Source organism: Marinactinospora thermotolerans DSM 45154 (assembly GCF_900167435.1).
In the GTDB taxonomy this organism is placed as follows: Bacteria; Actinomycetota; Actinomycetes; order Streptosporangiales; family Streptosporangiaceae; genus Marinactinospora; species Marinactinospora thermotolerans.
The window spans coordinates 243,094-269,303 of record NZ_FUWS01000001.1 but is presented as its reverse complement, the minus strand read 5'-3'; the positions used below and the strand labels follow the sequence as shown (position 1 = coordinate 269,303).

The 26,210-nt window shown below is 71.7% G+C and carries 28 protein-coding genes; 9 read left to right on the top strand and 19 right to left on the bottom strand.

Features of this window, described 5'->3' with window-relative positions; translation table 11 throughout:
• Positions 1-290: 290 nt before the first annotated feature.
• The 3 genes from B5D66_RS01220 to B5D66_RS01210 all read right to left on the bottom strand — a co-directional run bounded on the left by B5D66_RS01220 (position 291) and on the right by B5D66_RS01210 (position 3,380).
• Entirely contained in the window at positions 291-1,643 is a 1,353-nt protein-coding gene (locus B5D66_RS01220; protein WP_078759685.1) for an FAD-dependent oxidoreductase, read from the bottom strand.
• A 282-nt stretch (positions 1,644-1,925) separates the two neighbouring features.
• On the bottom strand, positions 1,926-2,489 hold the full coding sequence (locus B5D66_RS01215; RefSeq protein ID WP_078759684.1) for a hypothetical protein: 564 nt from the start codon (positions 2,487-2,489) through the stop codon (positions 1,926-1,928).
• A 192-nt stretch (positions 2,490-2,681) separates the two neighbouring features.
• Positions 2,682-3,380, bottom strand: coding sequence for a lysophospholipid acyltransferase family protein (locus tag B5D66_RS01210; protein WP_078759683.1), 699 nt, complete (start codon positions 3,378-3,380; stop codon positions 2,682-2,684).
• Between the two features lie 249 nt (positions 3,381-3,629).
• Here B5D66_RS01210 and B5D66_RS01205 point away from each other — a divergent pair, with 249 nt between their 5' ends.
• Positions 3,630-4,295 carry a cyclase family protein gene (locus tag B5D66_RS01205; protein WP_078759682.1) on the top strand — a complete coding sequence of 222 codons (666 nt, stop codon included), beginning with the start codon at positions 3,630-3,632 and terminating at the stop codon, positions 4,293-4,295.
• Between the two features lie 17 nt (positions 4,296-4,312).
• Here the strand turns inward: B5D66_RS01205 and B5D66_RS01200 are convergent, their stop codons facing one another.
• From B5D66_RS01200 to B5D66_RS01185, 4 genes are all read right to left on the bottom strand, one after another.
• Positions 4,313-6,430 (bottom strand): FUSC family protein, encoded by a 2,118-nt coding sequence (locus B5D66_RS01200; protein WP_394330026.1) that lies wholly within the window; start codon positions 6,428-6,430, stop codon positions 4,313-4,315.
• Between the two features lie 64 nt (positions 6,431-6,494).
• Positions 6,495-7,718: a coiled-coil domain-containing protein gene (locus B5D66_RS01195; protein WP_078759681.1), complete on the bottom strand. Its 1,224-nt coding sequence runs from the start codon at positions 7,716-7,718 to the stop codon at positions 6,495-6,497.
• A gap of 45 nt (positions 7,719-7,763) precedes the next feature.
• Complete coding sequence (locus tag B5D66_RS01190) at positions 7,764-8,444, bottom strand: pyridoxamine 5'-phosphate oxidase family protein (protein WP_144290646.1); 681 nt, start codon at positions 8,442-8,444, stop codon at positions 7,764-7,766.
• 212 nt (positions 8,445-8,656) lie between these two features.
• The gene (locus tag B5D66_RS01185) at positions 8,657-9,211 is read right to left on the bottom strand and encodes a GNAT family N-acetyltransferase (protein WP_078759679.1); all 555 of its coding nucleotides are present in this window, start codon (positions 9,209-9,211) and stop codon (positions 8,657-8,659) included.
• Between the two features lie 138 nt (positions 9,212-9,349).
• Here B5D66_RS01185 and B5D66_RS01180 point away from each other — a divergent pair, with 138 nt between their 5' ends.
• Entirely contained in the window at positions 9,350-10,261 is a 912-nt protein-coding gene (locus B5D66_RS01180; RefSeq protein WP_235000615.1) for a ketopantoate reductase family protein, read from the top strand.
• Between the two features lie 4 nt (positions 10,262-10,265).
• Here B5D66_RS01180 and B5D66_RS01175 read toward each other — a convergent pair whose 3' ends face one another.
• Positions 10,266-11,231, bottom strand: coding sequence for a magnesium transporter CorA family protein (locus B5D66_RS01175; protein WP_078759677.1), 966 nt, complete (start codon positions 11,229-11,231; stop codon positions 10,266-10,268).
• A 197-nt stretch (positions 11,232-11,428) separates the two neighbouring features.
• Here B5D66_RS01175 and B5D66_RS01170 point away from each other — a divergent pair, with 197 nt between their 5' ends.
• Positions 11,429-12,370 (top strand): LysR family transcriptional regulator, encoded by a 942-nt coding sequence (locus tag B5D66_RS01170; RefSeq protein ID WP_078759676.1) that lies wholly within the window; start codon positions 11,429-11,431, stop codon positions 12,368-12,370.
• 9 nt (positions 12,371-12,379) lie between these two features.
• Here the strand turns inward: B5D66_RS01170 and B5D66_RS01165 are convergent, their stop codons facing one another.
• On the bottom strand, positions 12,380-13,324 hold the full coding sequence (locus B5D66_RS01165; protein ID WP_078759675.1) for a LysR family transcriptional regulator: 945 nt from the start codon (positions 13,322-13,324) through the stop codon (positions 12,380-12,382).
• Positions 13,325-13,395: 71 nt separating this feature from the next.
• Between B5D66_RS01165 and B5D66_RS01160 the strand changes: the two genes are divergently transcribed.
• On the top strand, positions 13,396-14,358 hold the full coding sequence (locus tag B5D66_RS01160; RefSeq protein ID WP_394330020.1) for an EamA family transporter: 963 nt from the start codon (positions 13,396-13,398) through the stop codon (positions 14,356-14,358).
• A 55-nt stretch (positions 14,359-14,413) separates the two neighbouring features.
• Here the strand turns inward: B5D66_RS01160 and B5D66_RS01155 are convergent, their stop codons facing one another.
• Together B5D66_RS01155 and B5D66_RS01150 are read right to left on the bottom strand one after the other, a co-directional pair.
• Positions 14,414-15,169, bottom strand: coding sequence for an ABC transporter permease (locus B5D66_RS01155; RefSeq protein WP_078759674.1), 756 nt, complete (start codon positions 15,167-15,169; stop codon positions 14,414-14,416).
• 131 nt (positions 15,170-15,300) lie between these two features.
• Positions 15,301-15,528 (bottom strand): helix-turn-helix domain-containing protein, encoded by a 228-nt coding sequence (locus tag B5D66_RS01150; RefSeq protein ID WP_078759673.1) that lies wholly within the window; start codon positions 15,526-15,528, stop codon positions 15,301-15,303.
• 102 nt (positions 15,529-15,630) lie between these two features.
• Between B5D66_RS01150 and B5D66_RS01145 the strand changes: the two genes are divergently transcribed.
• Together B5D66_RS01145 and B5D66_RS01140 are read left to right on the top strand one after the other, a co-directional pair.
• Complete coding sequence (locus tag B5D66_RS01145; protein ID WP_078759672.1) at positions 15,631-17,433, top strand: hypothetical protein; 1,803 nt, start codon at positions 15,631-15,633, stop codon at positions 17,431-17,433.
• 121 nt (positions 17,434-17,554) lie between these two features.
• Entirely contained in the window at positions 17,555-18,796 is a 1,242-nt protein-coding gene (locus B5D66_RS01140; protein WP_078759671.1) for a carboxylate-amine ligase, read from the top strand.
• An 8-nt stretch (positions 18,797-18,804) separates the two neighbouring features.
• Here the strand turns inward: B5D66_RS01140 and B5D66_RS01135 are convergent, their stop codons facing one another.
• The 8 genes from B5D66_RS01135 to B5D66_RS01100 all read right to left on the bottom strand — a co-directional run bounded on the left by B5D66_RS01135 (position 18,805) and on the right by B5D66_RS01100 (position 24,364).
• Positions 18,805-20,025 (bottom strand): alpha-hydroxy acid oxidase, encoded by a 1,221-nt coding sequence (locus B5D66_RS01135; RefSeq protein ID WP_078759670.1) that lies wholly within the window; start codon positions 20,023-20,025, stop codon positions 18,805-18,807.
• Between the two features lie 85 nt (positions 20,026-20,110).
• On the bottom strand, positions 20,111-20,764 hold the full coding sequence (locus tag B5D66_RS01130) for an alpha-ketoglutarate-dependent dioxygenase AlkB family protein (RefSeq protein WP_078759669.1): 654 nt from the start codon (positions 20,762-20,764) through the stop codon (positions 20,111-20,113).
• A gap of 55 nt (positions 20,765-20,819) precedes the next feature.
• Positions 20,820-21,245: an OsmC family peroxiredoxin gene (locus B5D66_RS01125; RefSeq protein WP_078759668.1), complete on the bottom strand. Its 426-nt coding sequence runs from the start codon at positions 21,243-21,245 to the stop codon at positions 20,820-20,822.
• Between the two features lie 133 nt (positions 21,246-21,378).
• The gene (locus B5D66_RS01120; RefSeq protein ID WP_078759667.1) at positions 21,379-21,909 is read right to left on the bottom strand and encodes a DUF1360 domain-containing protein; all 531 of its coding nucleotides are present in this window, start codon (positions 21,907-21,909) and stop codon (positions 21,379-21,381) included.
• A gap of 59 nt (positions 21,910-21,968) precedes the next feature.
• A complete protein-coding gene (locus B5D66_RS01115; RefSeq protein WP_078759666.1) occupies positions 21,969-22,304 on the bottom strand; it encodes a PRC-barrel domain-containing protein in 336 nt (111 codons plus the stop codon).
• Positions 22,282-22,722 carry a hypothetical protein gene (locus B5D66_RS01110; RefSeq protein WP_235000613.1) on the bottom strand — a complete coding sequence of 147 codons (441 nt, stop codon included), beginning with the start codon at positions 22,720-22,722 and terminating at the stop codon, positions 22,282-22,284. Before B5D66_RS01110 ends, B5D66_RS01115 begins: the two co-directional genes overlap by 23 nt.
• A complete protein-coding gene (locus B5D66_RS01105) occupies positions 22,719-23,948 on the bottom strand; it encodes an NRAMP family divalent metal transporter (protein WP_078759665.1) in 1,230 nt (409 codons plus the stop codon). The genes B5D66_RS01110 and B5D66_RS01105 overlap by 4 nt, the downstream gene beginning before the upstream one ends.
• Positions 23,945-24,364, bottom strand: coding sequence for a hypothetical protein (locus B5D66_RS01100; protein ID WP_144290645.1), 420 nt, complete (start codon positions 24,362-24,364; stop codon positions 23,945-23,947). Before B5D66_RS01100 ends, B5D66_RS01105 begins: the two co-directional genes overlap by 4 nt.
• A gap of 261 nt (positions 24,365-24,625) precedes the next feature.
• On the opposite strand from B5D66_RS01100, the gene B5D66_RS01095 reads away from it, so the two are divergent.
• The 3 genes from B5D66_RS01095 to B5D66_RS01085 are packed head-to-tail and all read left to right on the top strand — an operon-like array spanning position 24,626 to position 26,173.
• Positions 24,626-25,240, top strand: coding sequence for a nucleotidyltransferase family protein (locus tag B5D66_RS01095; RefSeq protein WP_078759663.1), 615 nt, complete (start codon positions 24,626-24,628; stop codon positions 25,238-25,240).
• Positions 25,197-25,451, top strand: coding sequence for a BON domain-containing protein (locus B5D66_RS25850; protein ID WP_078759662.1), 255 nt, complete (start codon positions 25,197-25,199; stop codon positions 25,449-25,451). Before B5D66_RS01095 ends, B5D66_RS25850 begins: the two co-directional genes overlap by 44 nt.
• Positions 25,448-26,173, top strand: a complete 726-nt coding sequence (locus tag B5D66_RS01085) for a metallophosphoesterase family protein (protein WP_078759661.1) — start codon at positions 25,448-25,450, stop codon at positions 26,171-26,173. The genes B5D66_RS25850 and B5D66_RS01085 overlap by 4 nt, the downstream gene beginning before the upstream one ends.
• The last annotated feature ends 37 nt before the right edge of the window (positions 26,174-26,210 follow it).

The following is a 26,210-nucleotide window of genomic DNA, read 5'->3' as shown; positions in this document are numbered from 1 at the left end:
TGTGGCCGGTGCGGCGGTCGCCTCTCGGCGCGGGGCACAACGCGGCTCCTGTGGACCATCCGGCCGCCCGCCGGGGCGGGCGCCGGACGCGGTATTCCGCGAAGGCTATAGGTGAGGCCCGGGGGACACTTTCTACCACACCGACCACCAGTGACTCTAACCCATGGGTGCGGTGCGATGTTCCGTCCAGACCGACAAAATCGGCGGTTAGGTGGCTCACAGCCGGATGAGCAGGGGCGACGCGGCGAGGGTCCCGCAAATCGGCGGAAGCCCTCGCCGGCCGGGGCGGGTCAGCCCTCCTCGCCGCGGCAGATGCGGGTCATCTCCTCCCGGGAGAGGACCTTGACGCGCTTGCGGCCCTGCGGCTCGCCCAGGGACTCCTCGTGGGCCTCCAGGCGCTGCCAGCCCTCCCAGGTGGTGTAGGGGACTCCGCGCTCTTCCAGCAGGCGCAGGAACGCCTCGGGCTCGGGCTCGGAGGCGGCGGGGAAGGAGGCGCGGTCGGCCACCAGGTTGGTGACGGTCTCCAACGCGTCACCCTTGGTGTGGCCGATCAGGCCGACGGGGCCGCGCTTGATCCACCCGGTCGCGTAGACCCCGGGGATGGGGGCGTTGTCCAGGTCGAGTACGCGCCCACCGTCGTTGGGGATGATCCCCCGTTCCTCGTCGAAGGGGAGGTCGGCGACGGGGGAGCCGAGGTAGCCGATGGCCCGGTAGACGGCCTGGACCTCGTGGTCGACGAACTCGCCCGTGCCGCGGACGTTGCCGTCACCGGTCAGCTCCATGCGCTCGGTGCGCAGCCCGGTGACACGGTCACTGCCGAGGACTTCGACGGGGCGGTGCAGGAAGTGCAGGTGCAGTCGGCGCGGTTCGCCCTTGGGGTCGCGTATCGCCCAGTTCTGGAGGACCTTGACGTTGGTCTTGATCTGGTTGGACTCCTCGATGGCGGCGAGGCTGCCCTCGTCCAGCTCGAAGTCCTCGGGGTAGACGATCACCTCGACGCCGGGCTGGCGGTCGAGCTCGCGCAGCTCCATCGGGGTGAACTTCGCCTGGGCGATGCCGCGGCGGGCGAACACGTGCACGTCGGTGACCTGCTTGGCCAGCAGCCCCTGGTGCACGTTGTCGGTGATGTCGGTCTCGAGCAGGTCGTCGGCGTGCTTGGCGAGGATCCGCGCGACGTCGACGGCGACGTTTCCGGCGCCGATGACGGCGACGCTGCTGCCCTCGACCTTCCAGGTGTCGGCCACGTCGGGGTGGCTGTCGTACCAGAAGACGAAGTCGGCGGCGCCGTGGCTGCCCGGAAGGTCGATGCCGGGGATGTCCAAGGGGCGGTCGCGGTCGGAGCCGGTGGCGAAGATGACCGCGTCGTAGTGACGACGCAGGTCCTCCAGCTTGAGGTCGACGCCGTAGTTCACGTTGCCGAGGAAACGGATCTCGGGCTTGTCGAGGACCTTGTGCAGGGCGGCCTGGATCTGCTTGATCCGGGGGTGGTCGGGGGCGACGCCGTAGCGCACCAGCCCGTAGGGGGAGGGCAGCTTGTCCAGGATGTCGATGCTGAGGGGCGTTCCGCTGCCGGTCAGGGTGTCGTCCTTGGTCAGCAGATCCGCAGCGTAGATACCCGCGGGGCCCGACCCCACGATTCCCACTCGCAGTGGACGCGTCATTGAATCTCCATCCTTCGCGTCTACTCGGGCGGCACGGTCGGAGCGCGACGTGCCGCGCACCAGGTGACCCGGACGCACATGGGTCAGGCTAGGCTAACCTAATCTACAGGACGAGGGTTATGCCTACTAAACCAACCCCAAAAATAGACAACCCCGTCTTTCAACGGGCGTCCGGGGCGCGGCTTCCCCGGTGCCGAGGATTCGCGCACGTCAGCGCCGGGGGAACGGCCGTCATTCGATGGCAACACGCGAAAGAGTGGATTCTCAGCCCGAAACCGCTGTGGGGTACCTCACCCCGTGTTCGACGGAGGAAGGCGCCTCAACGGCGGGCCACAGCCGGACCAGGAACTCCTCCTGGCCGCGCAGCCCGTCCTCCGCGAGCCGGAACTCGGCGCACTGCGGGTCCCGGTAGAGACGGAGCAGCCGATCATAGCGTTCGGCCACGGCGTGCCGGCGCCGGGCCCGGATGTCGGCGTGATAGCGCCTGCTGCCCCCCGAGAGCCAGGCGCCCAGCGCCCGCCCCGAGACGTCGCAGCCCACCCCGACGTATCCGCGCAGGAACACCGTCGTGGCGGCGGCCTCCTCCCAGTGCCCCTCGTCCGCCCCCGGATCCCCGGGTACGGGAGCGCCGTCCCACTCCTCCAGCGTGACGGTGACCTCGACCCTGCCCTGGAGCGTGCTGAGTTCCAGGTGGTCGGAGTCGTGGACGAGCAGGGCTCCCGGCAGGCGGGGAGCGACGCCGGCGCGTGGGCGCGGACCCGGTCCATGCAGACGGAGGACGCCGTCCTCGGGAAAGACCGGAAAACACACCCGGCTCAGCCGTTTCACCGCTCCTGACCTCCACACGCGAGCAGTCCACTACTGACGTCGGACCGCTGGAGGCGGCCCCGTCAGGGAGGACCGGATTGTGAGGGGACCGGTCTTGGGAAGATTTTAGACCGGGTCGTCACCCTGCGTGGGCAGGAACACCGAAACAGTGGGCACAAGGACGCCACGTGCTTCCGGCGGAACGAGCGCGCCTCAGGCCGCGCGATCGTGTCCCCGGCCCAGTTCGGCCTTTACCGAGGAGGCGAACCGGGGAACCTGCTCCTGGCCGGACAGGCGCTGGATGGCCGCCATGATCGCGTCGGTGGCCTCGCGCCGGGCGCGTGCCCGTTCGGCGCCTCCGGCCCAGGGGGACAGGTCGACCGCCGGGCCGAACCGCACGCCGATGTGGTGGAAAGAGGGGACCTTGCGCCCGGCCGGGAGGATGCGCGAGGTGCCGTCCAGGGCCGCCGGCACCACCGGGGCCCCCGACTTCAGCGCGAGCCAGGCCAATCCGGTCTGGCCGCGGTAGAGCCGTCCGTCCGGTGAGCGGGTCCCCTCGGGGAAGATGCCGAACGCCCGGCTTTCGGCGAGTACCGCCAGGCTGGTCTCCATCGCCTCCTGGGAACTCTGACCCGGACGGCGGTCGACCGACACCTGTCCGATCGCCCGCAAGGCCCGGGTGAAGGTCCGCTGCGCGATGTTGCCCTCGGCGAACAGCTCCTGCTTGGCGATGAAGATGAGCGGGCGCGGTACGACCACGCCGAGGAACAACGGATCGATGTTGGACAGGTGGTTGGCGGCGATGATGACGGGACCGTGCGCGGGAACGTGGTGCAGGCCCTCCACCCGCGGCCGCCACAGCGCCCGCGTCACGGGTGCGATGACCGACTTGGCGACCCCGTACAACGACACCGTGGAACCTCTCCTCGATAGAACCCGCCGGCACCTGCCGGCCGACACCGCCGACTCTAGCGGCGCCGCATAACACCAGGACGCGCCCGACGATACCGATGCCGCAACAGCGCGCCCGGAAGGGAGCGGCGCGCTAGAGTTGGTCTAGACCTTTCCGGGGAGAGGACGGCTCCACCGAGGTCGCCCGCACGCGGCGGGTCCCGCCACGGGGCCGTCGGAACGCGAGAGCTGGAGACGAGGCGGAAAACAGTGACGCAGCTGATCGACGTGAGCCACCAGATCGTTGCCGACATGATCACCTATCCGGGCCTGCCCGGACCGGTCATCGAGGACCACCTGTCCTTTGACGACTCCCGGCACGACTACGCCCCGGGGACGGAGTTCCGGATCGGGCGTATCTCCATGGTCGCCAACACCGGGACCTATCTCGACACCCCGGCCCACCGCTACCGTGACGGTTCGGACCTGGCCGACCTCGACCTGGAGAAGGTCGCCGATCTCGACGGGGTCGTGGTCGACGCCGCCGACCGCGCCATCGGCCCCGAGACGTTCGAGGGTGTGGCCGTGGAGGGGCGGGCCGTGCTGATCCGCACGGGCTGGGACCGCCACTGGCGCACCGAGCGCTATGGCGCGCCCGAGCACCCCCACCTCACCGAACAGGGGGCCAAGGCATTGGTCGAGGCCGGAGCCGCGCTGGTGGGCATCGACTCGGTCAACATCGACGACACCTCATCCGAGAGCAAGGGGGCGCGACCGGCCCACTCGACGCTGCTCGCCGCGGGGATCCCCGTCGTGGAGCACCTGTGCGTGCTCGACCGGCTGCCCTCCGCGGGCTTCCGGTTCTTCGCCGTCCCGGTGAAGGTCCGTGGGATGGGGACCTTCCCCGTCCGCGCCTTCGCGATCGTCGGGGACTGAACCCCGGCCGCGCCGCCTCACAGGTCGGCGTCGGCCTCCTCCCGGGCGCGGTGCGACTCGCGCCGCGCCCGGCGCTCCCGCAGCAGCGACTCCGCGCGGTCCTCTTCGGCCACCGCCGTGCGCATCGACGACGACAGGGCGCGCAGCTCCATGTTGATCCGCGGATAGTCCACCAGCCGGGGCAGCGCCCCCAGCCGGGGCGCCCGGCGCTCCCGCATCGCCGCGCTCAGCTCCCGGAAGGCCAGGTCGAGGCGTTGGATGGTGATCTGCGACGCGGGTGGCGGGTTGTCCAGCGCCAGCGCGGCCAGCGCCAGGTAGCCGGTGCGCTGCGTGGCCACCACGACCGGCCACAGCGGCTGGGTCGTCTTGGCCCGCGGCACGTCGCCGACGGCGCTGTCGTAGACGCCGCGCAGGCTCAACAGGTCGGCGCGCAGGTCGCGGCGGAGCCGGTAGCGGCGTTCCGGGCTGATCTCGACATCGGGGTCGAGCACCTCGGTGACGACCGTGCGCGCGTCGTCGAGCACGTCCACGATCGTCTGGGGCAGCCGCGAGGCCGCCGCCTTGCGCCACAGCAACAGCGCGCCGAGCATGCCCGCCACCGAGCCCACGATCGTGTCCATGACCCGCGACTGGGCGAGTTCGTCCAGCGGGTAGGGGGCGGCGGTGTGGGCGAGCAGCAGCGCCATGGGGGTCATGAGGATGCTGGCGTAGAAGAAGTTGCGGCCCACCACGAGCTGGGTCAGCCCCTGGAACACCGCCGCCAGCACGATCACGGCGGGAAGGGGCGGGTGGAGGTAGAGCAGCCCCACACCGATGAACACGCCGATCACCGTGCCCAGCGCCCGTTGCGTGGAGCGGTTGACGGTCAGGACCACGTTGCCGCCCTGCAACACGGCCGTGGTGGTGATGGAGATCCAGTAGAAGCGGTCGAAGCCCAGCAGGATGCCGACCAGGCCCGCGGCGGTCACCGTGATGCCCATGCGCAGCGCGGTGGGCCGGATCAGAGACTCCCGGCTCAGCCCGAAACGCAGCGAGTCCAGCATCGGTGGATAGCGGGTGTCGTACAGTTCTGTCCCGCGTCCCTCGATCTCGTGCTCGCTCTTGCGCGCGGTCTGGGCGGCCCGGGCCAGGCTCCCGTACAGCCGTGACTCCAGCGAGCGGGGCCGCAGTCCCCGCCGCACCTCGTCCAGCTCCTCCGGAGCGGGGCACAGTTCCGGTCTGCCCACGGCCTGGGCCAGACGGTCCGCGAACTCGGCGACCTTGTCGGGCAGCGGCTCGGTGCGCGCCATCGACACGTCGGTGGCGGCCAGGTGGATGTCGGAGACCCAGCGCAGCAGAGCCCGCAGCCGGGCGGCCGTCGGGGTGTCGCGGTAGCCGCGCGTCTGGGCGAGCAGCACCAGCCGCCAGGCGGTGGACACGGCCAGGGAGGCGTCGTGTTGGACGTGGTCCAGGCGCGGTGTGCCGATGGCCCGCAGCAGGGCGGCGAGCTGCCGGAAGGCGTCGGCGACGGCCCGGTGCTCCGGATGCCGGCCGCGGAAGGGGGCTCCCGCCATCGACACGACCCAGCCGATGGCGGCGCCGATCGCGGCCACGCCCGTGTGCAGCGGCACCGTGGCGAACCCGCCCGGCGCGATGGTGGAGATGGCGCAGACCAGGGCGAAGAAGAGGGCGCCGGGCTTGTCGACGCGCAACGCCTGGCAGATCCACGTGGCGGTGCCCGCCACGAGCCCGATCACCACCGCGGCGCTCCACGGGCTCACCGAGGCGAGCGAGCCCAGCGCCACGCTGGTCACGAAGCCCAGACCGACAAGCGCCAGGGCGATCGCGCGATGCACGTAGGGGGTCTTCTTCTCGTACAGCACCGTCATGGACCCCAGCGCCGCCAGGGCGCCGACCTGCGGGCCGAACAGATAGGCGGACAGCGCGAACGACGACCCCATCGCGATGGTGGCCTTGGCCGCGGTGGTCCAGGCCCAGCCCCCCGAGGCGAGTCCGAACAGCGCCTTGACGTCGACCCGTTGCCGTGGGCGTTCGCCCACCTTCGGCCGGATCCGCGCCGGTGGCCGCCATTCGGCCTCGGCCGGATCGGGTCCGTCACCGCTGCTGCTCGCCCCCTGATCGCGCACAGCCCCAATGTTAGGAGGAGACGATCATCGGGAGGACGGCGGGAGGCGTCCGGAGGCGAGGGAGGGGACCGGCCTACTCGGGAGCCGCCGGAGGCGGCGCCGCGGCGGCCGCCGCGCGCAGCCGCTTGAGCTCGGCCAGCGCGTCGTCCAACTGGGCCTCGGCCCGTTCGGCGCGGCGGATGGCCTGGGCGCGGGCGTCCTCGACCGCGGCCAGCCGCTGGGCGGCGGCCTCCTTGACCTCGGCGAGGGTCGCGGCGGCCGACCTGGAGCGTTCCTCGGCCTCGCCGCGGAGACGGTCGCCCTCCTCCTGCGCGGCGCGGCGGACCCGTTCCAGGTCGGCGGAGAGCCGATCGCGCTCGGCTCGTAGTCCGGCCGCCGCGGCTTCGGCGCGCTCGGCCGCGAACTCGGCCCGGTCGGCCCGGCGGGACGCCTCGTCGCGGGCGCGCGTCTCCTCTGCCAGGCGTTCCTCCAGACGCCCCTGTTCGGCCGCGGCCTCGGCTTTGATCTGCGCGAGCTCGTCGGTGGCGCGTTTCCGCTCCTCGGCCAGCCGTCGGGTCGCCTCCTCCTCGGCGGCCTGGATCCGCCGGGCGGCCTCACGCGCGGTGGTATCGCGTTCGGCGAGCGCGTCGTCGCGTTCCCGACGTGCCCGCTCCGCGGCGGCCAGCGCCGTGTCGCGTTCCGCCACCGCGGTGTCGCGGGTCGAGAGGGCCTCATCCGCCATGCGCTCGGCCGACCCCGCGGCGGAGATCGCGGAGGAGGCCGACTCCTCGGCGGCGCGGCGGGCCTGCTCGGCCGCGCGGCGCAGGTTCTCGGCCTCCAGGCGGGCCGCGTCCGCCTCGGCGATGCGGCGGGCCGCGTCCACCCGGGCCGCCTCCACCTGGGCTTCGGCGTTGGCCGGATCGCTCATCTCCGCGAAGGTCCGGGCCGCGGCGGTCAGGGTGGCGGCGAGCTGTTCGGACTGCACGGCGAAGCGGACCAGCAGTTCGTCGGCGCGCAGCCGCGCGGTGGTCACCGGGGTGGAGTCACCGGAGGGACGGGCGGTGGTCACCGGGCCCTGGGGGGTGTCACGGCTCGTGGAGGGGGCGTGGTCAGCCCTCTCTTCGTCGTCGTGTCGGCTCGCCTGCTCCTCTTGGGCGGCCTGGGCCTCCTGCTGGAGCCGCTGGCGCTCCCGCCAGGCACGCCAACGTGTGTGCTCGGGCAGGTCGCAGTACTCCGGCGGACGGCCGGGAGCCGATCCGCGTGGGACCGGACGGTCACAGCCGGGAAAGTTGCAGGTGTTCGCATCGGAGCCAGCCACGCCGATGAGGGTAGCGCTCCCCACGGGGGACCGGGGCGGTCTCCGTCACCGGGGGCGTTGCCCGCCGTCCTCGACGAAACGCCGTAGGTGGTCGGGCAGGGGAGTGCCGTGGGGGAGGGCGGGGTCGGGGACCGCGGAGCCGATGGCGCGCCACACGGGGACGACGCCGGCCCAGTGCGGCAGGTCGGCGTCGGCGGGGTCGTCGTTCACGCCGCCCTCGCGGATCTTGGCGGACACCGTGTCGAGGTCGAGCCGTAGTACGGCGGTCGCGGCACGCTCCTTGGCGTTGGGCGGCCGGCAGCCGGCGGAGCGGCCGGGGACGGTCTGGTCGAGCAGCGCGTCGAAGGCGATCTGGAGCTCCTCCGGGTCGGTGACCCGGTGGGCGGTCCCGTGGGCGACCACGGAGCGGTAGTTCAGGGAGTGGTGCATCGCCGAGCGCGCCAGCACGATCCCTTGGACGGTGGTGACGGTGACGCACACCTCCAGTCCGCGTCCCGCGGCCCGCAGGGGGCGGCTTCCCGTGGACCCGTGCAGGTAGAGGCGTTCCCCCACGCGGGCGTAGAGCGTGGGAAGGACGACCGGCCGGCCGTCGGCGACGAAGCCCAGGTGGCAGACGAAGTCGGAGTCCAGGATGGCGTGCACGGTCGCGCGGTCGTGACGGGCACGGTCGGGCCGCCGGGTGGGGATGGTGCGCGGGGCGTCTGGCGTGGACGAGCTGGCGAACATGATCCTCATTCGTAATAGTGCAAAGAAAGCTATGTACTGTCATGTTATAGAGAGGGCGGGGCATATGGAAGTGGGGACGGGGCTTCTCCCCGCGGCGGGTTTTCCGGGGTGAAACGCCGCGTCCGTGCCGGGTAGAGGCCGCCGGCGCATGAAAAGGGCCCGGCCGGGAGCATCCTCCCGGCCGGGCCTACGCCGTGCGGCGGTCTCGCGCCTCAGTCGTGTGGACCGGCGCCGATCCTGGAGACCAGTGTGGTCACGAACGGCCGGAAGCCCTCACGCTCGTAGAAGCGGATCGCGTCGGAGTTCGTCGTGATCGCGGCCAGCTCCATGTCGTGCACGCCCATCGCGCCGAGCTGCCGCCGGATCTCCTCCAGCAACCCCGACCCCACGCCGGTCCCCCGCGCCTCGGGGAGCACGGACAGCGTCTGCACGACCGCGACCCGCTCACCGCGTTCCCAGGAGCCCTTCCGGTCCTCGCGCAGCGTCACCATCGCGTAGCCGACCTCCTCGCCGTCGCGCTCGGCCAGCACCGCTAGGGTGTCGGGATCGGCGAGCCAGTCGAGGTAGCGGCTCCGGCGTCGCCGCCAGGACTCGTCCGCGTCGACGGAGGTGATGAGGTCTTCCAGGTGCGGGGCGATCTCCGTGTGGTGGGCGTGCAGCGCCCGCCACAGGCCGGACAGTACCTCGATCTCGTCGGGTCCCAGATAGCGGAAGCGCAGCGTTCCCGAGACGCCCCCACGAGGCTTGGTCGCCAGCGAAGTTTCCATCTTTTTCTCACCCGTTTCACCCGCGTCAGCACGACTCTGCCCGCCTCTGATCTTCGTTGAGGTGGGCTGAGCTGTAGTGCGAGCCTATGCGGGGAGTAGGGGTGGCGTGGCTGGATGCAGAGGAAAGGAAGCGATCTCGTGACGGTTATCGAAAATTCTCAACATTTTGCTGTTCTGGGCCCGGGAGGTGTCGGCGGTCTGCTCGCCGGTCTTCTCGCTCACGCCGGCCATCGGGTCACGGTCGTCGCCCAGGAACAGACCGCCTCCCGGCTCGCCTCGGCCGGCCTGCGGGTGCGCTCCCGGCTCTTCGGCGACTTCACCACCCCGATCCGAGCGGTCCCCGTCCTGGAGGAACGCCCTGACGTCCTGGTCGTGGCCCCCAAGGCCACGGCGTTGGACGCGGCATTGGATCGGGTCCCGGCCACCTTGGTGCACGACGCCCTGGTCGTCCCCCTGCTCAATGGGATCGAACACGTCACGTCGCTGCGCGCCCGTTGGAGCGCGGCCCATGTCGTCGCCGCGAGCATCCGGGTGGAGTCGACCCGGGTCGCTCCTGGGGAGATCAGCCAGACCAGCCCGTTCGCGGCGATGGAACTGGCCCGTTCCGGTGTGCCCGCCGCGCGGGTGGAGGGGCTGGCCGCCCTGCTGGCGGACCTGGGCCTCGACGTCGGGATCGGCGACGACGAGGGCGTGACACTGTGGTCGAAGTTCCACTTCCTGCTGCCCACCGCGCTGGTCTGCACCCATGCCGGACAGCCGATCGGCGAGGTGCGGGGGGCGCGCCGTAGCGACCTGGCCGCTGTGGCCCGCGAGGTCGCCGCCGTCGCCGAGCGCCACGGGATCCGGTTGGACACCGACGGTGTCCTGGGGATGATGGACGCGGTTCCGGCCGCGACCAAGCCGTCGATGTTGCGTGACCGGGAGGCCGGACGGCCGATGGAGCTCGACGCGCTGGGCGGGGCGTTGCTGCGTGCCGCTCGACAGGTCGGCGTGGAGACGCCGGTGACCGCCCGCATCGTGGCGGAGCTGGAACGGGTCGGCCCCGCCTGACCGGTCACAGCCAGTCGCGGCGCCGGAAGGAGACGTAGACGAGGAGCGCGGAGACGACGAGCACGGCGTTGGCGAGGTAGGCCCCCCACAGGGCGAACTGGCCCGGCAGCGCCACGTTCATCCCGTACCAGCTCGTGACGGCGGTGGGCACCGCGATGACGGCGGCCCACCCCGTCAGCTTCTTCATGGTCACGTTGAGCTGCTTTTGCTGCAGGTTCAGATCGGCGCTGAGCAGCGAGGCCAGCATCTCCCGCAACGCCTCCATGAGATCGCTGGTGGCGTCGAGCTGGAGCGTCACCTCGCGGTAGTGCCGTTCCATGTCGCGCACGGCGGCGGGCGCGGACGAGGAGGACAGCCCCACCAGCGCCCGCTGGATCGGCAGCATCGCCCTGCGCAGCAGGGTCAGCCGTTTGCGCAGTTCGTAGCTGCGCTGCTGGACCAGGGTGCTGCGCGGCCGGTCCCGCTCGAACAGCAGTTCCTCGACGTCGTCGATCCGCTCGTCGATGTCCAGCGCCATCTCGTGGTAGCCGGCGGCGGTGTTCTCCAGCAGCGTGTGCAGCAGCGCGGCCGCGCCGTAGCGCGACAGCAGGGGGGAATCCGCCGCGTCGGTGAGGAACGGACGCGGGTCCGCGTGGTCGTCGTCCCACAGGGTGAGCAGGACATCGCCGAACAGGAGCAGGGACAGCCGGGCGAAGGAGGTCCCGTCCTCGCGGGGGACGAGCAGGTGACCGGTGAGCGCGGTGTCGGGGCCGTGCCGCCAAAGGCGCATGCGACGCCCCGGGGAGAGGAGGTCGTGGACCGCCTCGTCGGGCAGGCCCAGGCGCCGGGCGAGGGGAACGAGCCCTTCCGTCTCGCCGGGCCCCAACCCGATCCACAGCACCGAGCCGTCCGCCACAGGCGCGGTCAGGTCGGCGACCGAGGGAGCCTCCACTGTCTTGGCGCCCCTGTGGAACAGCAGTGTGCTCGGCATGAGACCACCTTAAGGAGAACCGTCCCTCGTCCTTTGGCCGCGCGCCGCGGGGTGTGTCGTGGGTGTGACGAGGTTCCCGGTTCGCCACTGTTCGGTGCTTGCGGCTTCCGCAACGTGCAACGGATCACCATCAGCATCACCGTTTCGTTGCCTTTAGCCGTGCTAACGAGTGTGCCGACTCGCCTAGATTGTGTTCCATGATCGATGTGCGGCGGCTGCAGTTGTTGCAGGCGCTTGACAAGCACCACACCGTGGCGGCCACGGCCGAAGCGCTCAACGTGACCCCGTCCGCGGTCTCCCAGCAACTGGCGGCACTGGCCAAGGACACGGGGGTGGCGCTCGTCGAGCGTAAAGGGCGGCGGTTCCTGCTCACGGGGGCGGCCCGGGTCCTCCTCGACCACGCTCGGGTCATCTTCGCCGAGATGGAACGCGCGGAGGCCGACCTCGCCCAGTACGCCGACGGCACGCTCGGCGTCGTCCGTGTGGGCTCCTTCGCCACCGGGATCTCCGATCTGATCGCGCCGGCCGTGGCCGGGCTGCGGCGCACCCACCCCGGCTGGCGGTTCGAGATCGTGCAGGCCGAGCCCGAGGAGAGCACCGAGATGCTGCTCACCGGAGCCCTCGATCTCGCGGTCACGATGTCCTCGGTGCACCTGCCGGCCAGTGGGACCCCTGATTTCCGGATGGACCCGATCATGGTGGAACCGTTCGACGCGGTGCTGCCCTATGACCACCCGTTGGCGGTCTCCCCCGAACTGGACCTGGCCCGTGACCTCGTCGACGCCGACTGGATCATGTCGGCGCCGGGGACCGCCTGGTACGACTGTGTCGCCGCGGCGTGCAACCAGGTGGGCTTCCAGCCGCGCGTGGTCCACACGGTCGACGAGTTCAGCGCGGTGTTCGCGCTCGTCAGCGCGGGGCTGGGGGTCGCCCTGATGCCCCGTCTGGCCTGGACCGGACTGTCCATGCCCCATGTGGTGGTCCGCTCGGTGCGCAACGGGCCGCGCCGTCACATCTTCTGCGTCAGCAGGGCCGGGGGCAATCCCGAGCCGCTGCTCACCGCGATGCGGCAGGCGGCGAGCAAGGTGCCGGTGCCCTCGGCGTCTCCGCTGATGGTGGCCTCCTCCTCCGCGTTCTAAGGGGAGTGGCTAGGCGTCCAAGACGTCGGGGCTCTCGCCGCTGTCGTCGTCGAGGACCTCGCGCGCCACGCTGCGCAGGTAGTGCCCGACGGTCCGGATCGGTCGCCAGGCCCAGCCTCCGGTCCGGCCGACCAGATAGGCGCGCCGTACCCCGCCGATCTCGCCCAGCGGGGTGTGCACGACGCCTCGCCGACGTGGCGCGGCGGCGAGTTTGGGCAGCACCCCCACCCCCCGCCCGGCCGCGACGAGGGAGGTGACCACGTCGAGGTTGTCGATGCGGTGTCGGATGCGTGGCGAGAACCCGGCCGCGGCGCACATGCGCTGGACGAGTTCGTCCTCGTCGCTGCCACGGGAGTTGGAGATCCACGACGCCTCGGCCAGGTCGCGGAGCCGTTCGCGGGTCATGGGCCGGTTTCCGCCGGGGATCCCCGACGGCTGGGCCAGTAAGAGCGGCTCCGAACCGATCCGGTGCAGCCGGAGGGTGTCGGGGAAGCGTCGTGGGACCAGGCTGTACTCGTAGACCAGGGCGAGGTCGGCGTCGCCGCTTTGGAGCAGTGCCAGCGCCTCGTCGGGCTCGTGCTCGATGAGGCGTACGTCGATGCCCGGGTGATCCTCGCGTAGCCGCTGGAGCGCGGGCAGCACGATGGGCGTGGCGACGCTGATGAACGTGACGAGGTTGACGGGTCCCGTGGGCTCTCCCTCGCCGGCCATCTCCGCGCGCGCCGCCTCCACCCTGGCGAGGATGCCCACCGCGTGTTCGACCAGGCGGTGCCCGGCCGGGGTCAGTCGTACCCGGCGGCCGTCGGGCACCAGCAGCCTGACGCCCACCTCCTTCTCCAGCACCGCGAAGTGTTTGGAGACCGCGGAGGTGCCCATGCCGGTGACCTCGGAGACCGCCGCCATCGTGCCCAGACGGTCCAGTTCGACGAGTAGTCGTAGGCGCGTCAGGTCCATCCACCAAAACTACACGGTTCATACGCCATTGGTCCGTGGACAGCAACAAACGTGATCGGTCCAATGGTCGGGTGACCACTTCTTTCTCTCCCCTGTTTCGGCATGCCCTGAACCGGGTACCCGCGCCGCTTCTGGTGCTGGGCGGCATGTTCTTGCTGCACACCGGCAGTGCCTTCGCGGTCAGGCTGTTCGATCTGGCCGGTTCCACCGGCATCACCTGGCTCCGCCTGACCTGGGCCGCGCTCATCCTGCTCGCCCTGAGCGGTCGCTCTCTGGTCACCGCCGTGCGCGCAGCGTCACGGCGAGAGCTGCTGGCCGTGGTGATGTTGGGCACAGTCAGTGCCGGGATGATGACCTTCTACTCCGAGGCGACCGCCCGCATCGACCTGGGGACGGCGACGTCACTGGAGTTCCTCGGACCGTTGGTCGTCGCGGTCCTGGCCATGCGACGGCGCCGCGAACTGGTCTGGATCCTCGCCGCCGTGGCCGGCGTGGTCTGCATGACCCGCCCCTGGGACACCCAGGTCGACCTGACCGGGGTCGCCTTCGGACTGGCCGGCGCGGCCTGCGTCGCGCTCTACATCGTGCTGACCCAGCGTGTCGGGGGCAGCTTCGGCGCGGTGCACGGCCTGGCGCTGGCCCTGACGGTCTCGGCCGTGCTGACCGCCCCGCTCGGCCTTCCCGCCGTCGCGGCCAATCCCAGCCCGCACCTGCTGGTGACCACCCTCGGCATCGCCCTGCTGTTCCCGCTCGTGCCGTTCCTGCTGGAGATGATCGCCCTCCAACGGATGAGTCGGACCGCCTACAGCACCTTCATCAGCCTGGAGCCCGCGGTCAGCCTGGTCATGGGCCTCGTCGTCATCGCCCAGATGCCGGTCGCGGTGCAGATGGTCGGGATGGTGCTGGTCGTCGTGGCCGGCGTCGGCGCGGCGCGCCAGGAGGGAAAGGCGCCCGTACTCAGGACGGCCGGCCCGGACCGGGCCGGCGAGGAGGCGGACGGGCCGGCCCGCGTCGCCGCGACGCACAGCCACTGACGGCCTTGCCTTCCGCCGTGGGGACGGGGGCCGCGGCACGGGAACCCGTCCCCGGTCACCGGCGAGCTGACAGCACCCCGCGCGCCACCAGCTCGACGCACACGACGATCGCCAGTGACTCCACCGCCAGCAGGCCGATGAGCACGAAGAGCTGAACCGCTCCGGCGGCCAGGGGACTGGCCCCGCCCAGCAGCATCCCCACGAACGCGCCGGGCAAGGTGACCAGCCCCACCGTGCGGGTCTGGTCCAGCGCGGGCAGTAGCGCGCCGGCCGCCGCGGGGCGGCAGATCTCCAACGTCGCGTCCCGAGGCGAGAGTCCCAGGGACAGGGCGGCCTCGACCTCGCCGCGGCGTTGCTGCAGCTCCTCCACTGCGCGCCGGCCGGCCAGGGCCGTGGCCGTCAACGCGCCGCCGATGAGGATGCCCGACACCGGGATCAGCACCATGCCGTCCAAGGGGACCAGCCCGGTGGCGAGGAGGAGGCCGATCACCGGGAAGGCCGCCCCGATCGGCAGCACCGCCCAGAGGGCCGACCAACCCGTGGTGATGCGCCGGCCCGCTGTGGCCGTGGCCACCACGACCATCATGGCGACGAACGCGAGCGTCAGCGGGGACGAATCGACCACGGCCACGATCACCAGGGCGACCACACCGAGTTGCACGAGCGCTCGCACACTCGCGGTCAGCACCGCCCGGGCGTGCCCGAGCCGGCCGAGCGCGGAGACGGCGATCGCGGCCAGCGCCAGCGCCGCGATGACGGCGCCGAGCCGGGGGCCGACGGGCAGGAGGGGCGAGGTCGCGGCGGAGGACATGGAACAGCAGCGTATCGGCGGTGGGAGGGCTCCTTCCGCCGAGAGGGAGGGCCGAAGGGCGCCGATGTGATCATGGTGACATTGAGCGGTGGAAGCGCGCTCGGCGGACGCCGGGGCGGAACGGCCGGGGGTCAGGCCTCCTTGCGGCGCCCGCCGTACTTCTTGTGCACCGCCTGCTTGGTGACTCCCAGCGCCTCGGCGATCTCCGCCCAGGTGGCGCCCTGGAGACGGGCCCGGCGGACGTGCACGGCCTCCAGCCGTTCGACCTCCCGGCGCAGCTCCGTCGTGGCGCGCAGGGCCGCCAACGGCACGTCGCCTCGCGCGGACCGGGCCAGCGCGCTGATCTGATCATCCTCCATGTCCGGCAATCTACGCCTTCGCGGTCCTGGCGGTGTCACGCCCGTGAACGTCCGTGGTCCGTCCGGCGCTGTCCCCGCGATCCATTAGTGTCAGGCGCAATTATGGGCGCCAAAAGTGATCTGGAACTGCTCCGGGCCTATGAGCCGGTGTTGATGTACACCAAAGGGGAGCTGTTCTTTCCAACCGACATCGAGAAGTACCTCCGCTGTTGCAGCCTGTGGCTGGACCTGCCCGATGGTGGGGAACAGGAAGTGGTTCCCGCCGGGGAGCTGACCGCCGAACGGCTGGCTCAGGCGGAGCAGGAGTGGCCCGGCCACGACCAGCACCTGCGTTTCGTGCAGGAGTCGTCGTTGCGGGCCGAGGCACGGCGGTTCCGGCGGACCGCCCGGCCGGTGATCCCCCGTAGCGGTCGCCTCGCCGCGGTGGGGGTGCTCGGTCGCGTCGTCGACGTGTTGATGAAGCTCTCGCTGCTCATCCGCGGGGCGGTGCCGGGGGGCGTCGCGGCCGCCGCGGCGACGCGCTACCGCGACCGGCTCGACGACGGCGGGTCCACCTACTACGGCAGAGTGGTGCGCGAGGGCGGCTACATCGCCCTCCAGTACTGGTTCTTCTACGCGATGAACGACTGGCGCTCCACCTACGGCGGCGTCAACGACCACGAGGCCGACTGGGAGAAGGTCACGGTCTACCTGGTCGAGACCCCCGACGGCGGGACCCGGCCGGTCTGGGTGGGGGCCTCCTCCCACGAGTACACCGGCGACGACCTGCGGCGCAGGTGGGACGATCCCGAGCTGCACCGCGACGGTGACCACCCGATCATCTACGTGGGGGCGGGGTCGCACTCCCACCAGATGCTGCCCGGCGACTACCTCATCCAGGTGGACCCCGCGGTGCTGCGCGGAGTGGTGCGGGCGTGGCGGCGTCTGACGCAGCGGTTGTTCCCCAGCAGCAGAGCGCTCGCGCGCCACGGCATCGGTGTCCCCTTCGTCGACTACGCGCGCGGTGACGGGGTGCGGGTGGGGCCCGGCGGGGAACGGGCCTGGAACCCGGTCCTCGTCGACGACAGCACACCGTGGCTACGGGGTTTCCGTGGCCTGTGGGGGCGTGACACCCGCGACTGGTTCGACGGTGAGCGGGCGCCGAGCGGGCCTCGCTACGAGCGTGACGGGACCGTGCGCAAGTCCTGGGCCGACCCGCTCAACTGGGTGGGTCTGCACAAGGTCGCCCCGGACGAGTCGGCCGCCCGTGGGGCGCTGCTGGCGCATCTCAGTGATCTGGATTCCCGCATCGAGCAGGCCGACGCCGAGATCGTGCGCCGCCGTGACGAGCTGCGGCGGCTCGCCTCGGCCGAGATCGTGCTCAAGCGGCGCGCGCACGCCCAGGCCAGGGCGCGCGAGTACGGCGAGCGGATCGCCCAGGCCGAACGGGAACTGGCCGAGCTGCGCCGGGAACAGGCGCTGGCCATCGACGAGCGCGACGTCCACCGCGCCGCCCTGGAACGGGGCGAGTCCCTGGTGCGCGGCCCCCAGGCGCACCTGCGCTCGCCGCACCTGCCCTACAGTTCGGGAGAGCAGCGTCCGACGCGGTTCCTGCACGTGTGGGCCGCTTTGAGCACGCCGCTGCTCATCATCGCCCTGGGGCTCATGCTGCTGTTGCTGCGTGGTCCCTTCGCGTGGCCGATCGCGGTGGGCGTGGTACTGGTGTTCGCGGCGTTCGACGCGTTCGCGCGGCGCAAGCTGACGACGTTCCTCACGGGTCTGGCCGTCTTCCTCGTCGTGGTCGGGGTGATCGCGGGGATCGTCGTGGCCTTCACCCTGAACTGGCGGATCACGATCGTGGTCCCGCTCGCGGCGGTGGTCGTGGTCCTGCTCGTGGTCAATATCCGTGATCTGATCCGCAGGTAGGACACCGATCCGTTTTGTGATGGGACGGCCGTTCCTGGCCGGGACTGTCGAGAGGCAACAGGTACGCACCGTTATGGGGTATCTACTCTCTCGATACCCGCCGACCTGTGGGAGCCTTCGCATGGATGAGCTCGGCCGCACAAGTCACGACTACCGATCCCCGACACCGGACGCCTCCCCCTTGCCCGTCATCCCTCCCGAGGCCACCGCGGCCCCGCTGGCCGCGCCGGCGCCGCGTGAGGAGGCGTGGCCGGGGCCGCCCACCTTCGGGGTGGAGGAGGAGTTCTTCGTCGTCGACGCGCAGAGCCGCCAGGTCAGCCCGCGGGCGGCCACGGTGCTGTCCGGAGCACGTGAGGTCTCCGCCGACCTGTGCGCCGAGATCACCAGGTTCCAGGTCGAATCGGCCGGCCCGGTGTGCCACACCGCGGGCCAGCTCCACACGGCGCTCGTCGAATCCCGACGGTCGTTGACCGACTCCGCGGCGGCGCGCGGGCTGGCGGTCACGGCGACGGGGACGGTGGTCCTCGGAGAGGTGGCGTCCGCGCCCCTCACCGATGGGGCGCGCTACCGGGCGATCGCCTCGCGCTTCGGGGCGCTGCGCGAGGCCCACGTGGTGTGCGGCTGTCACGTTCACGTGGCGGTCGCCGACCGGTTGACCGCGGTCAGCGTGGTCAACCACCTGCGGCCCTGGCTGCCGATCCTGCTCGCGCTCACCGCCAACTCCCCCTTCCAGCGCGGTCGCGACACCGGATACGCCAGCTGGCGCTCGATCCTGTGGGGGCGCCTGCCGTCGGCCGGCCCGCCGCCGTGGTTCGATTCGGTCGCCGACCACGAGCGGATGGTCACCGAGATGCTGCGGTCCGGGGCGATCCTGGACCGGCGGATGGTCTACTGGGACGTCCGCCCCTCCGAGCACCTGCCGACGTTGGAGATCCGGGTGGCCGACGTCGCCGCGACGGTGGAGGAGGCCGTGCTCTTCGCCGTTTTGGTGCGCGGCCTGACCTCGGTGGCGCTGCGGCACGTGGCCGAGGGGCGTCCCGCGCCCCGGATCCCCGACAGGGTGCTGCGGCTGGCCATGTGGAGATCGGCGCGCGACGGCCTGGAGGGAGCGGCGCTCGACCCCTTCACGGTCGAACCGGTGCCGGCCCGCCGCCAAGTCGACCGCCTGGTCGAGGCGGCCATGCCGGGACTACGGGCGGCGGGGGAGACCGACCTGGTGGACCACCTGCTGGGGCGGGTCCTGGAGGTCGGCTCCGGGGCGCACCGTCAGCGCGCCGCCCACGCGCGACGCGGCCGGCTGTCCGACGTGGTCGATCTCCTCGTGCGTCAGACCCGCCACGGGCTGGAGGCGGTGGAGAAGTGACCGCGCGTTCAGTCCGTCGGCCGTGAGGACACCAGTTCACCGCCGTGCCGCCGCAGCTCCTCGACCGACGTGACCCCGAGAAGCTGCATGGTGCGGCGCAGCTGTCCCTCCAGCAGCGCGATCAGCCGTGCCACGCCGAGGTCTCCGGCCGCGGCCAGGGCGTACAGGTAGGGGCGGCCGATGAGCGCGGCGTCGGCGCCCAGGGCGATGGCCAGGGCGACGTCGGAGCCGTGGCGCACCCCCGAGTCCACCAGGACGGTGAACGCCGGCCCCACCGCGGCGCGGACCCCGGGCAGCGCGTCCAACGGGGTGACCGTCCGGTCGAGTTGGCGCCCGCCGTGGTTGGACAGCACCACCCCGGCCAGCCCCATGTCACGGGCGCGCAGCGCGTCGTCGCTGCGCAACACCCCCTTGAGGAGCACCGGTCCGGGCCAGCGGGCGGCGATCGGCGCGATGTCCTCCCAGGTGACCGAGGGGTCGAATTGGCGGGCGGCGAAGGCCATCGCCGATTCCGTGCCGCGCAGGAGGTGCGGGGGAACGTTGGCGAAGGTGATGGGCTCGGAGGCGAGGAAGGGCAGCCACCAGCCGGGCCGGCGGGCAAGGTCCACCAGGGTGGCCGGTCCCATGGTCGGCGGAATCGTGAAACCGCTGCGCAGGTCCCGTTCCCGCATGCCGGTCACGGGGGTGTCCACGGTGATCACGAGGACCCGGTAGCCGGCTTCGGCGGCGCGGTCCACCAGGTCGGTGGTCAGCCCGCGGTCCCGCCAGATGTAGAGCTGGAACCACAGGTCGGCGTCCTCGTGGGCGGCGAGGTCCTCCACGCAGACGGTGCCCATCGTGGAAAGGGCGTAGGGCACGTCCGCGGCGGCGGCCGCGCGCGCCACGGCGTGCTCGCCCTCGTGGTGGAACATCCGGGTGAATCCGGTGGGCGCCAGCCCCAGCGGCATCCGCGCGGGGGCGCCCAGCAGGGTCGTCGAGGTGGAGACGCGGGACACGTCGCGCAGCACGCGCGGGAGCAGTTCGTGCCGTTCGAACGCCGCGCTGTTGGCGGCCATGCCGCTTTCACGGTCGGCGCCGCCGTCGATGTAGTCGAACACGGCCCGGGGCAGCCGGCGTCGCGCGAGGGCGCGGAAGTCCGTCACGTTGTGGCAGGAGCGCGCGTTGCGCCGCCGGGCATCGGGTTCGGGCCGACGTAGCCTGATCAGCGGTCCCAGATCCGACAGCCGCATGCGGTGCGCCCCGTTTCCTCATTCGGCGATGTGTCCGACCACAGCGTAGTGAGACGCGGGGACGCCGCCGGGGCCGGGGCCCGGGTCACGCCAGGCCGGAGGCGCGGATCGTGATGTTGAGGCGGCCCGAGGCGAGTCCGCAGGCGGGGTCGGCGCTGCCCGGCAGGATCCGGGGAACCCCGTGGTAGGCGCGCCGGGCCGGCCCGCCGAACACGAAGACGTCCCCGCTGCGCAACTCGACGTCGCGGTAGGGGCGGGTGCGCGTCTCGGTGTTGCCGAAGCGGAAGACGCACGTGTCGCCCAGGCTGATCGACACCACGGGGAGGTCCGCGCGCTCTTCGGCGTCGCGATGCATCCCCATGCGGGCGGTGGGGTCGTAGAAGTTGACCAGTGCCACGTCGTAGGGCGGCGCCCCGGCGGGCGGGGGAGCCCCGAAGGCCGCGGTGACGGCTTCGCGGGCCAGGTCGCCCAGAACGGCCGGGAACGGAGGTACGGGCGTCCCCTCGGGCAGGGTGCGCGTGTAGCGGTAGGGCTCCCAGTACCAGCCGAGCGAGAGCATGCGGACGCTCATCCTCCCGCCGCGCGGCATCCGGTGCCGACGCATCCCCCCGGGGAGGCGCGCCCAGGTCCGGCAGCGCTCGACGAGGTCGCGTTGTCGGTCCAGGTCCAGCCGGCCGGGCAGGTGGATCGCCCCGGGCGCGACGGTGACCGGGCCCGGTGGGAACAGGGAATCGGTCATGTCCCCCATGCTCCTCCACGGAAGGACGGCGGGGACGGTTCGGGGCGGCCGACGCTCATTCCAGGACGGCCTCCAGCGTGATCGTCGTCTGGGCCAGGGCCTGGCTCACCGGACAGTGTGTCCGCGCGAGCTCGGCCGCCGCGGCGAACTCCTCCGCCGAGATTCCCGGGACCGACGCGCGCACGACCAGCCGGATGCCGGTGATGCCGACACCCGGCTGGAAGGCGACCTCGGCGCCGGCGTCGATGGCGCGCGGGGGTGTGCCGGCCCGCGTCAGAGCGTTGCTCAGTGCCATGGAGAAACACGCCGAATGGGCGGCGGCGAGGAGCTCCTCCGGACTGGTCGCCCCGTTGGACCGCGTCGCACGGGCCTGCCAGCTCACGTGCCCGTCCGGCAGTCCTGAGGACAGGAAGGACACGCTGCCGTGGCCTTCGGCGAGGCTTCCCTCCCAAAGGGTGCGCGCGGACCGGACGACGGGCATGGGGCCGCTCCTTCACGGGTCGAGGACGGGGCGCCTGAGCGCTACTCCCGTCCTTCCCCCTGGGAAACGGCTCTACCGTCCGGTTCCTCCGGGCCGGATTCCGAACCCGACCTGATGCGGTCGGGGAGCCGGCTCACCCCTCCTCGTCCCCATCGCCCTGCGCGCGCTGCTGCAACCAGGCGTAGCCGAGCTGGAGCCAGTCGGCGACCCCGACCGCGGTCATCGTCGCCGCGGCGAGCCGGGTGAACCGGGGGTTGAGGACCAGTCCGGCGACGTGGGCCGTGGCGACCCACTGCGCCATGCAGAACGGGCAGGTGACGAGTTCGCCGATCGCGTGACGGGGGCCGCTGCCGCGGACCTCCTCGTGGAGTTCCGCGGGACCGGAGGCGCCCTGGAAGCGGGTGAAGGGTGCGCGCAGCGGGCTGGTGACGGGGTCCTTGGCGATCAGCCGGGACAGCTTGTGAGTGGAGATCGAGACGAGGAACAGGTCCCAGGGCGACAGGCCCTCGGGCGGTCGTTTCCCGGCCAGCCGTGTCACGGCGGCGATCGCGCCCACACTCGCGCCGTAGGCGAGCAGGGTGACGAGGTAGGAACCGGTGGGCCGGTCGGCGTCGCCGGAGTAGGCGCGTTCCTCGGCTTTGGCGGTCTTGCTGATCTGATTCATGGGTCTTCGGCTCCCTCTTTCGGTGGGCGTGTCCAAAGGGCGGCGTGCCGCCCTGGCCGTCAGCGGGGCTCGGCCCGCCAGGCGGGGGTGAGGTCGGCTGATGCGACCGAGGCGCGGATCACCTCCTCCCCGATGTCGGCGACGTCCTCCCAGGGCAGATAGCGTTCGTGCCGCCGGAGCCAGGCGAGCAGGCCGTGGAGCGGGGTGGGCGGGGCCAGCGTCGCGCCGTAGCCGAACCGTCCCGCCAGCGCGCTGCGCCCGACGACGAATCCGGCCATCTCGTAGCCGCCGTCGTCGCGCCGCCTGACAACGATGTCGTGGACGGCCCCTACCCGTTCTCCCGAGCGGTCCACGACCTCGCGGCCCAGCAGGCTACTGGCCGTCACTGTCGGCATGACCGCCTCCGGGGATGCGTTCGATGAGGTGTGTGCGCAGCCAGTCCTCCACCACGCGCGTCTGCGGCGGCGCGGGGCGGGTGAGCCGGGTGGCCGGGGTGAACGTGTGGACCTGGTCGGGCGGGATCCGGACGGGCAGGTCCCCGCTGGGGCGTAGCCGCCCCAGCAGCGTCCGCCAGGTCCGCCCCAACCGGCCCGACAGGCGTGGGCCGAGTGCTCCGGTGTCGGTGAGCAGCGCGCTCAGCACCGGACGTCGTCCCTCCTCCCAGGACAGTTCGACGTCGTCGACCTTGCCCACGGCAACGCCGTCGACGTCCAGGATCTGGCGGTCCAGGACGGCGAAGCCCAGGCGCATGACCCGGGGAAGACCGGGGCCGGCACCGTGGCCCGTGTCGTCTCCGCCGCGCCCCGTGTTCATTGCCCCGCCTTCGTCCAGAGCATCAACGGCAGGGTCGCGGCCGCCACCAGCAGCACCAGGAACAGGTAGACCGTCGCCACGATGTTGGTGAACCGCGAGTTCACCCGGTCGCCGAGGTAGCCGCGGTCGTTGGCCACGATGAAGATCGGCAGATAGGTCAACGGCAGGGCCGCCGCCGACAGCACGATGGCGTACTCGGTGACCTTGACGGGATCCAGGGTGGTGAGGACGATCGCGGTGCCCGCCAGGACGGTCGCCAGGAGCAGCGTGTGGAAGCGCGCCGCCTGGACCGGCCGGACCGACTTCCCCCATGACCAGCCGAAGTACTGGGCCACGCCGTACCCGGTGGCCAGGCCGGCCTCCAGCGCCGCGCCGAACGTGCAGGCGAAGAAGCCCACGATCGCGATGACCAGCCCGACCTTTCCGAGTGACACGACCACGGGCAGCGTGGCCTGGCTCAGGTGGTCCACCTGGATGCCGGCCGGATGCAGCAGCACGGCGGCCCCCGCCATCAGCGACAGCGCCAGCAACCCGCCCAGCGGAAAGCCGAAGAAGACGTTGAGGCGCTGGAGGGTCAGGTCGCGCGCGCTCCAGCGTTCCTCCACCCCGCCGGAGGAGAAGAACACCACCGCGTAGGGGCTCATCGCGGCGCCGAACACGGCGATCGCGTAGTACCACCAGGTGGGCCAGTCCTCGCCGGAGGGAGGAGCCGGGCTCAGCGCGTCGTGCCAGAGGGCGCCCCAGTCGGGGCCGAGCCGCCACAGCGCGACGGCGAACACGACCATCGCCAGGCCCAGGAGACCGTAGGTCCGTTCCATCCGTTCGAAGGGCAGCCGCCAGATCACCGCCCACACCAGGAACCCGACGACCGGGACCCACAGCAGGTAGTGCACGCTGCTCGCCAGTTCCAGGGCCAGCGCGACACCGCCGATCTCGGCCGCGAACACCAGCAGGGTGATGGCGGAGGAGGCGAGGAGGTTGGCGAGTCCGGCCCGCGCGCCCAGGCGTTCGCGTACCAGGTCGAACACGGGGCGGCCGCTGACCGCGGTGACGCGCCCGGCCATCTCGCTGAACAGGCACACCCCGATCACGCCGACCGGGATCACCCAGGCCAGTGACATCCCGAAGCGGGCTCCGACCAGGGAGTTGGCGACGATGTCACCGATGTCGAGGAATCCGCCGATGGCGGTGAGGAACCCCAGGGTGAACGAGGTCAGCCTGTTCACCGGGTGCCCTCCACCACGCGGTCGAGCCGGTCCCCGGTCAGGAGCAGCGCCGCGCGGGCCCGCGCGACCGCGTCCATGTCGCCCCGGCGCACCCCGATCCGCAGGTGGGCGAGCCCGTGGGTGGTGTGTTCAGCCAGGGCGTCCACCCGTGCGCGCAGGGGGTCTGACACGGGGGTCGGCGGTTGCAGGGTGGCGAAGGAGGAGCGGACGGCCAGGGCGTCGTCCTCGACGTCCCCCACCGAGGTCTCCAGGTAGGGGGTGAAGGCGTCCCCCTTCCGCGCGATGTCGGCGAGGGCCACCCCGGTGCGCGCCGCCGAGAGCAGGTGGAGCGCGCTCTGGTTCGCCTTCTCCCGGTAGCCGGCGTCGGTGCGGACGGGGCCGGCGCATCCCGCTACGAGGAGCAGCGAAAGGGCCACGACGGCCGACGATGTGCGCCGCATCCGTCCCCCCGGTCGCTCGCGTCCGATCCCGCTCCCCGTGCCGGGCCCACCTACCGCCGGGCCCGGGTGCTAAACGTCGGGTCCACGCCCACCGCCGGCGCTGGGGGATCACCGCGGAGGCGGGGCGGTGCGTCCGCGGGTTTGGACGGAGGGCGGGGAGGTAGCGGATGGACACCTGCGGAGAGAGACCGTGCGGCCCCTCCCCGGTCAGGGGCCGGCGAGGCACGAGGGGATGGGATGAGAGACGGCTCCGATATGACGAGTCTGCTGACCACGCTGAAGCGGGTGGCGACCGCGTTGAAGGCGGAGGAGGTTCCCTTCGCCCTCAGCGGCAGCTTCGCCGCCTATGCGCGTGGCGCCGCGGGGTCCACCCACGACGTCGACTTCGTGGTGTTGCCGCAGGACGTGGAACGGGCCCTGGACGTGTTGACGAAGGCCGGTCTGCGCCCCGCCGAGGCGGTGGAGGACTGGCTGGCCAAGGCGTACGACGGGGACAACCTCGTCGACCTGATCCATCGGCCCGCCGACGAGCCGATCACCACGGAGATGCTGGACCGCGCGACCCCGCTGAAGGTCGGTTCGGTGCTCGTCCCGGTGTTGGACGCCACCGACCTGCTGGTCATGCTGCTGCGGTCCTTCACCGAGCACGAGTGCGACTTCGCCGGGCCGCTGGCCATGGCGCGTTCCCTGCGCGAGCAGGCCGACTGGGGGCGGGTGTTCCGTGAGAGCGCCCACTCGCCCTACGCCTATGCGTTCTTGACGCTGCTGCTGCGTCTCGGCGTGATCGAACACGAGGAAGGAGACGAGCGTGTCTGCTCAAGAGCCCCAGTACCTGGCCACCCATCTGCGTGAGGCGTTGGCCGCGGATCCGCGGACCGCGGAGATGGGGGTCCGGGTACGTGTCCACGGCGATGACGTCTACCTCAGCGGGGAGGTGGCGTGCGCCGAGCGTCGGGAGAGGATCCTCCAGGTCGCCAGGGAACTGGTACCCGACCGCCGCGTCCATGACGAGCTGTCGATCGCCCACGTCGGGGGCAGGCCGGAGGAGGAACGACTGTCATGATCAGAATCGCCGCGGTGGGGGATGTCCATCTCGACGAGGAGATGAGCGGTCAGTACCGGGCACAGCTGGGCACGCTGGCCGACGACGCCGACGTGCTGCTGCTCGCCGGGGACCTGACCAAACACGGCACGGCCTCGGAGGGACGCGTCGTGGCGGAGGAGTTCCGCGACGTCGGCGTTCCGGTGATCGCCGTCCTCGGCAACCACGACTACCACTCCGACGAGGCGGACAAGATCACCGAGCTGATGCGCGCGGAGGGCATCACCGTCCTTGAGGGTGAGGGGGTGACCCTGGACTGCCCCGGCGGGCGTCTGGGGGTCGCCGGGACCAAGGGGTTCGGCGGGGGGTTCGCCGGTAAGGCGGCCCCCGAGTTCGGGGAGCCGGAACTCAAGGAGTTCGTGCGTCACGGCCGTGACCTGGCGGCCAGGTACGCCACGGCGCTGACCGGGCTGGACGCCGACGTCAGGGTCGGTCTCACCCACTACTCGCCGGTCAAGGACACCCTGGCGGGGGAACCGCCCGAGATCTACCTCATGCTCGGCAGCTACCTGTTGGCGGAGGCGCTGGACGACGCGGGTGCCGCTCTGGGGATCCACGGCCACGCCCATGCCGGTGTCGAGTGCGGCATGACCCCGGGCGGGGTTCGCGTCCGCAACGTGGCGTTGCCGGTACTGCGGCGTACCTATGGTCTCTACAGCCTGGAGGTTCCGGGGGAGGACTGAGGCCGCCGTGGCCCGGCTCCAGGGCCGGGCCACGGCG

Excerpts from the sequence above, each read along its gene's own strand:
- B5D66_RS01190 (WP_144290646.1), bottom strand. The coding sequence starts at position 8,444 with ATGTTCGCCAGCTCGTCCACGCCAGACGCCCCGCGCACCATCCCCACC.
- B5D66_RS01185 (WP_078759679.1), bottom strand. The coding sequence starts at position 9,211 with ATGGAAACTTCGCTGGCGACCAAGCCTCGTGGGGGCGTCTCGGGAACG.
- B5D66_RS01175 (WP_078759677.1), bottom strand. The coding sequence starts at position 11,231 with ATGCCGAGCACACTGCTGTTCCACAGGGGCGCCAAGACAGTGGAGGCT.
- B5D66_RS01170 (WP_078759676.1), top strand. The coding sequence starts at position 11,429 with ATGATCGATGTGCGGCGGCTGCAGTTGTTGCAGGCGCTTGACAAGCAC.
- B5D66_RS01165 (WP_078759675.1), bottom strand. The coding sequence starts at position 13,324 with ATGGACCTGACGCGCCTACGACTACTCGTCGAACTGGACCGTCTGGGC.
- B5D66_RS01155 (WP_078759674.1), bottom strand. The coding sequence starts at position 15,169 with ATGTCCTCCGCCGCGACCTCGCCCCTCCTGCCCGTCGGCCCCCGGCTC.
- B5D66_RS01150 (WP_078759673.1), bottom strand. The coding sequence starts at position 15,528 with ATGGAGGATGATCAGATCAGCGCGCTGGCCCGGTCCGCGCGAGGCGAC.
- B5D66_RS01145 (WP_078759672.1), top strand. The coding sequence starts at position 15,631 with ATGGGCGCCAAAAGTGATCTGGAACTGCTCCGGGCCTATGAGCCGGTG.
- B5D66_RS01140 (WP_078759671.1), top strand. The coding sequence starts at position 17,555 with ATGGATGAGCTCGGCCGCACAAGTCACGACTACCGATCCCCGACACCG.
- B5D66_RS01135 (WP_078759670.1), bottom strand. The coding sequence starts at position 20,025 with ATGCGGCTGTCGGATCTGGGACCGCTGATCAGGCTACGTCGGCCCGAA.
- B5D66_RS01130 (WP_078759669.1), bottom strand. The coding sequence starts at position 20,764 with ATGACCGATTCCCTGTTCCCACCGGGCCCGGTCACCGTCGCGCCCGGG.
- B5D66_RS01125 (WP_078759668.1), bottom strand. The coding sequence starts at position 21,245 with ATGCCCGTCGTCCGGTCCGCGCGCACCCTTTGGGAGGGAAGCCTCGCC.
- B5D66_RS01120 (WP_078759667.1), bottom strand. The coding sequence starts at position 21,909 with ATGAATCAGATCAGCAAGACCGCCAAAGCCGAGGAACGCGCCTACTCC.
- B5D66_RS01115 (WP_078759666.1), bottom strand. The coding sequence starts at position 22,304 with ATGCCGACAGTGACGGCCAGTAGCCTGCTGGGCCGCGAGGTCGTGGAC.
- B5D66_RS01110 (WP_235000613.1), bottom strand. The coding sequence starts at position 22,722 with ATGAACACGGGGCGCGGCGGAGACGACACGGGCCACGGTGCCGGCCCC.
- B5D66_RS01095 (WP_078759663.1), top strand. The coding sequence starts at position 24,626 with ATGAGAGACGGCTCCGATATGACGAGTCTGCTGACCACGCTGAAGCGG.
- B5D66_RS01085 (WP_078759661.1), top strand. The coding sequence starts at position 25,448 with ATGATCAGAATCGCCGCGGTGGGGGATGTCCATCTCGACGAGGAGATG.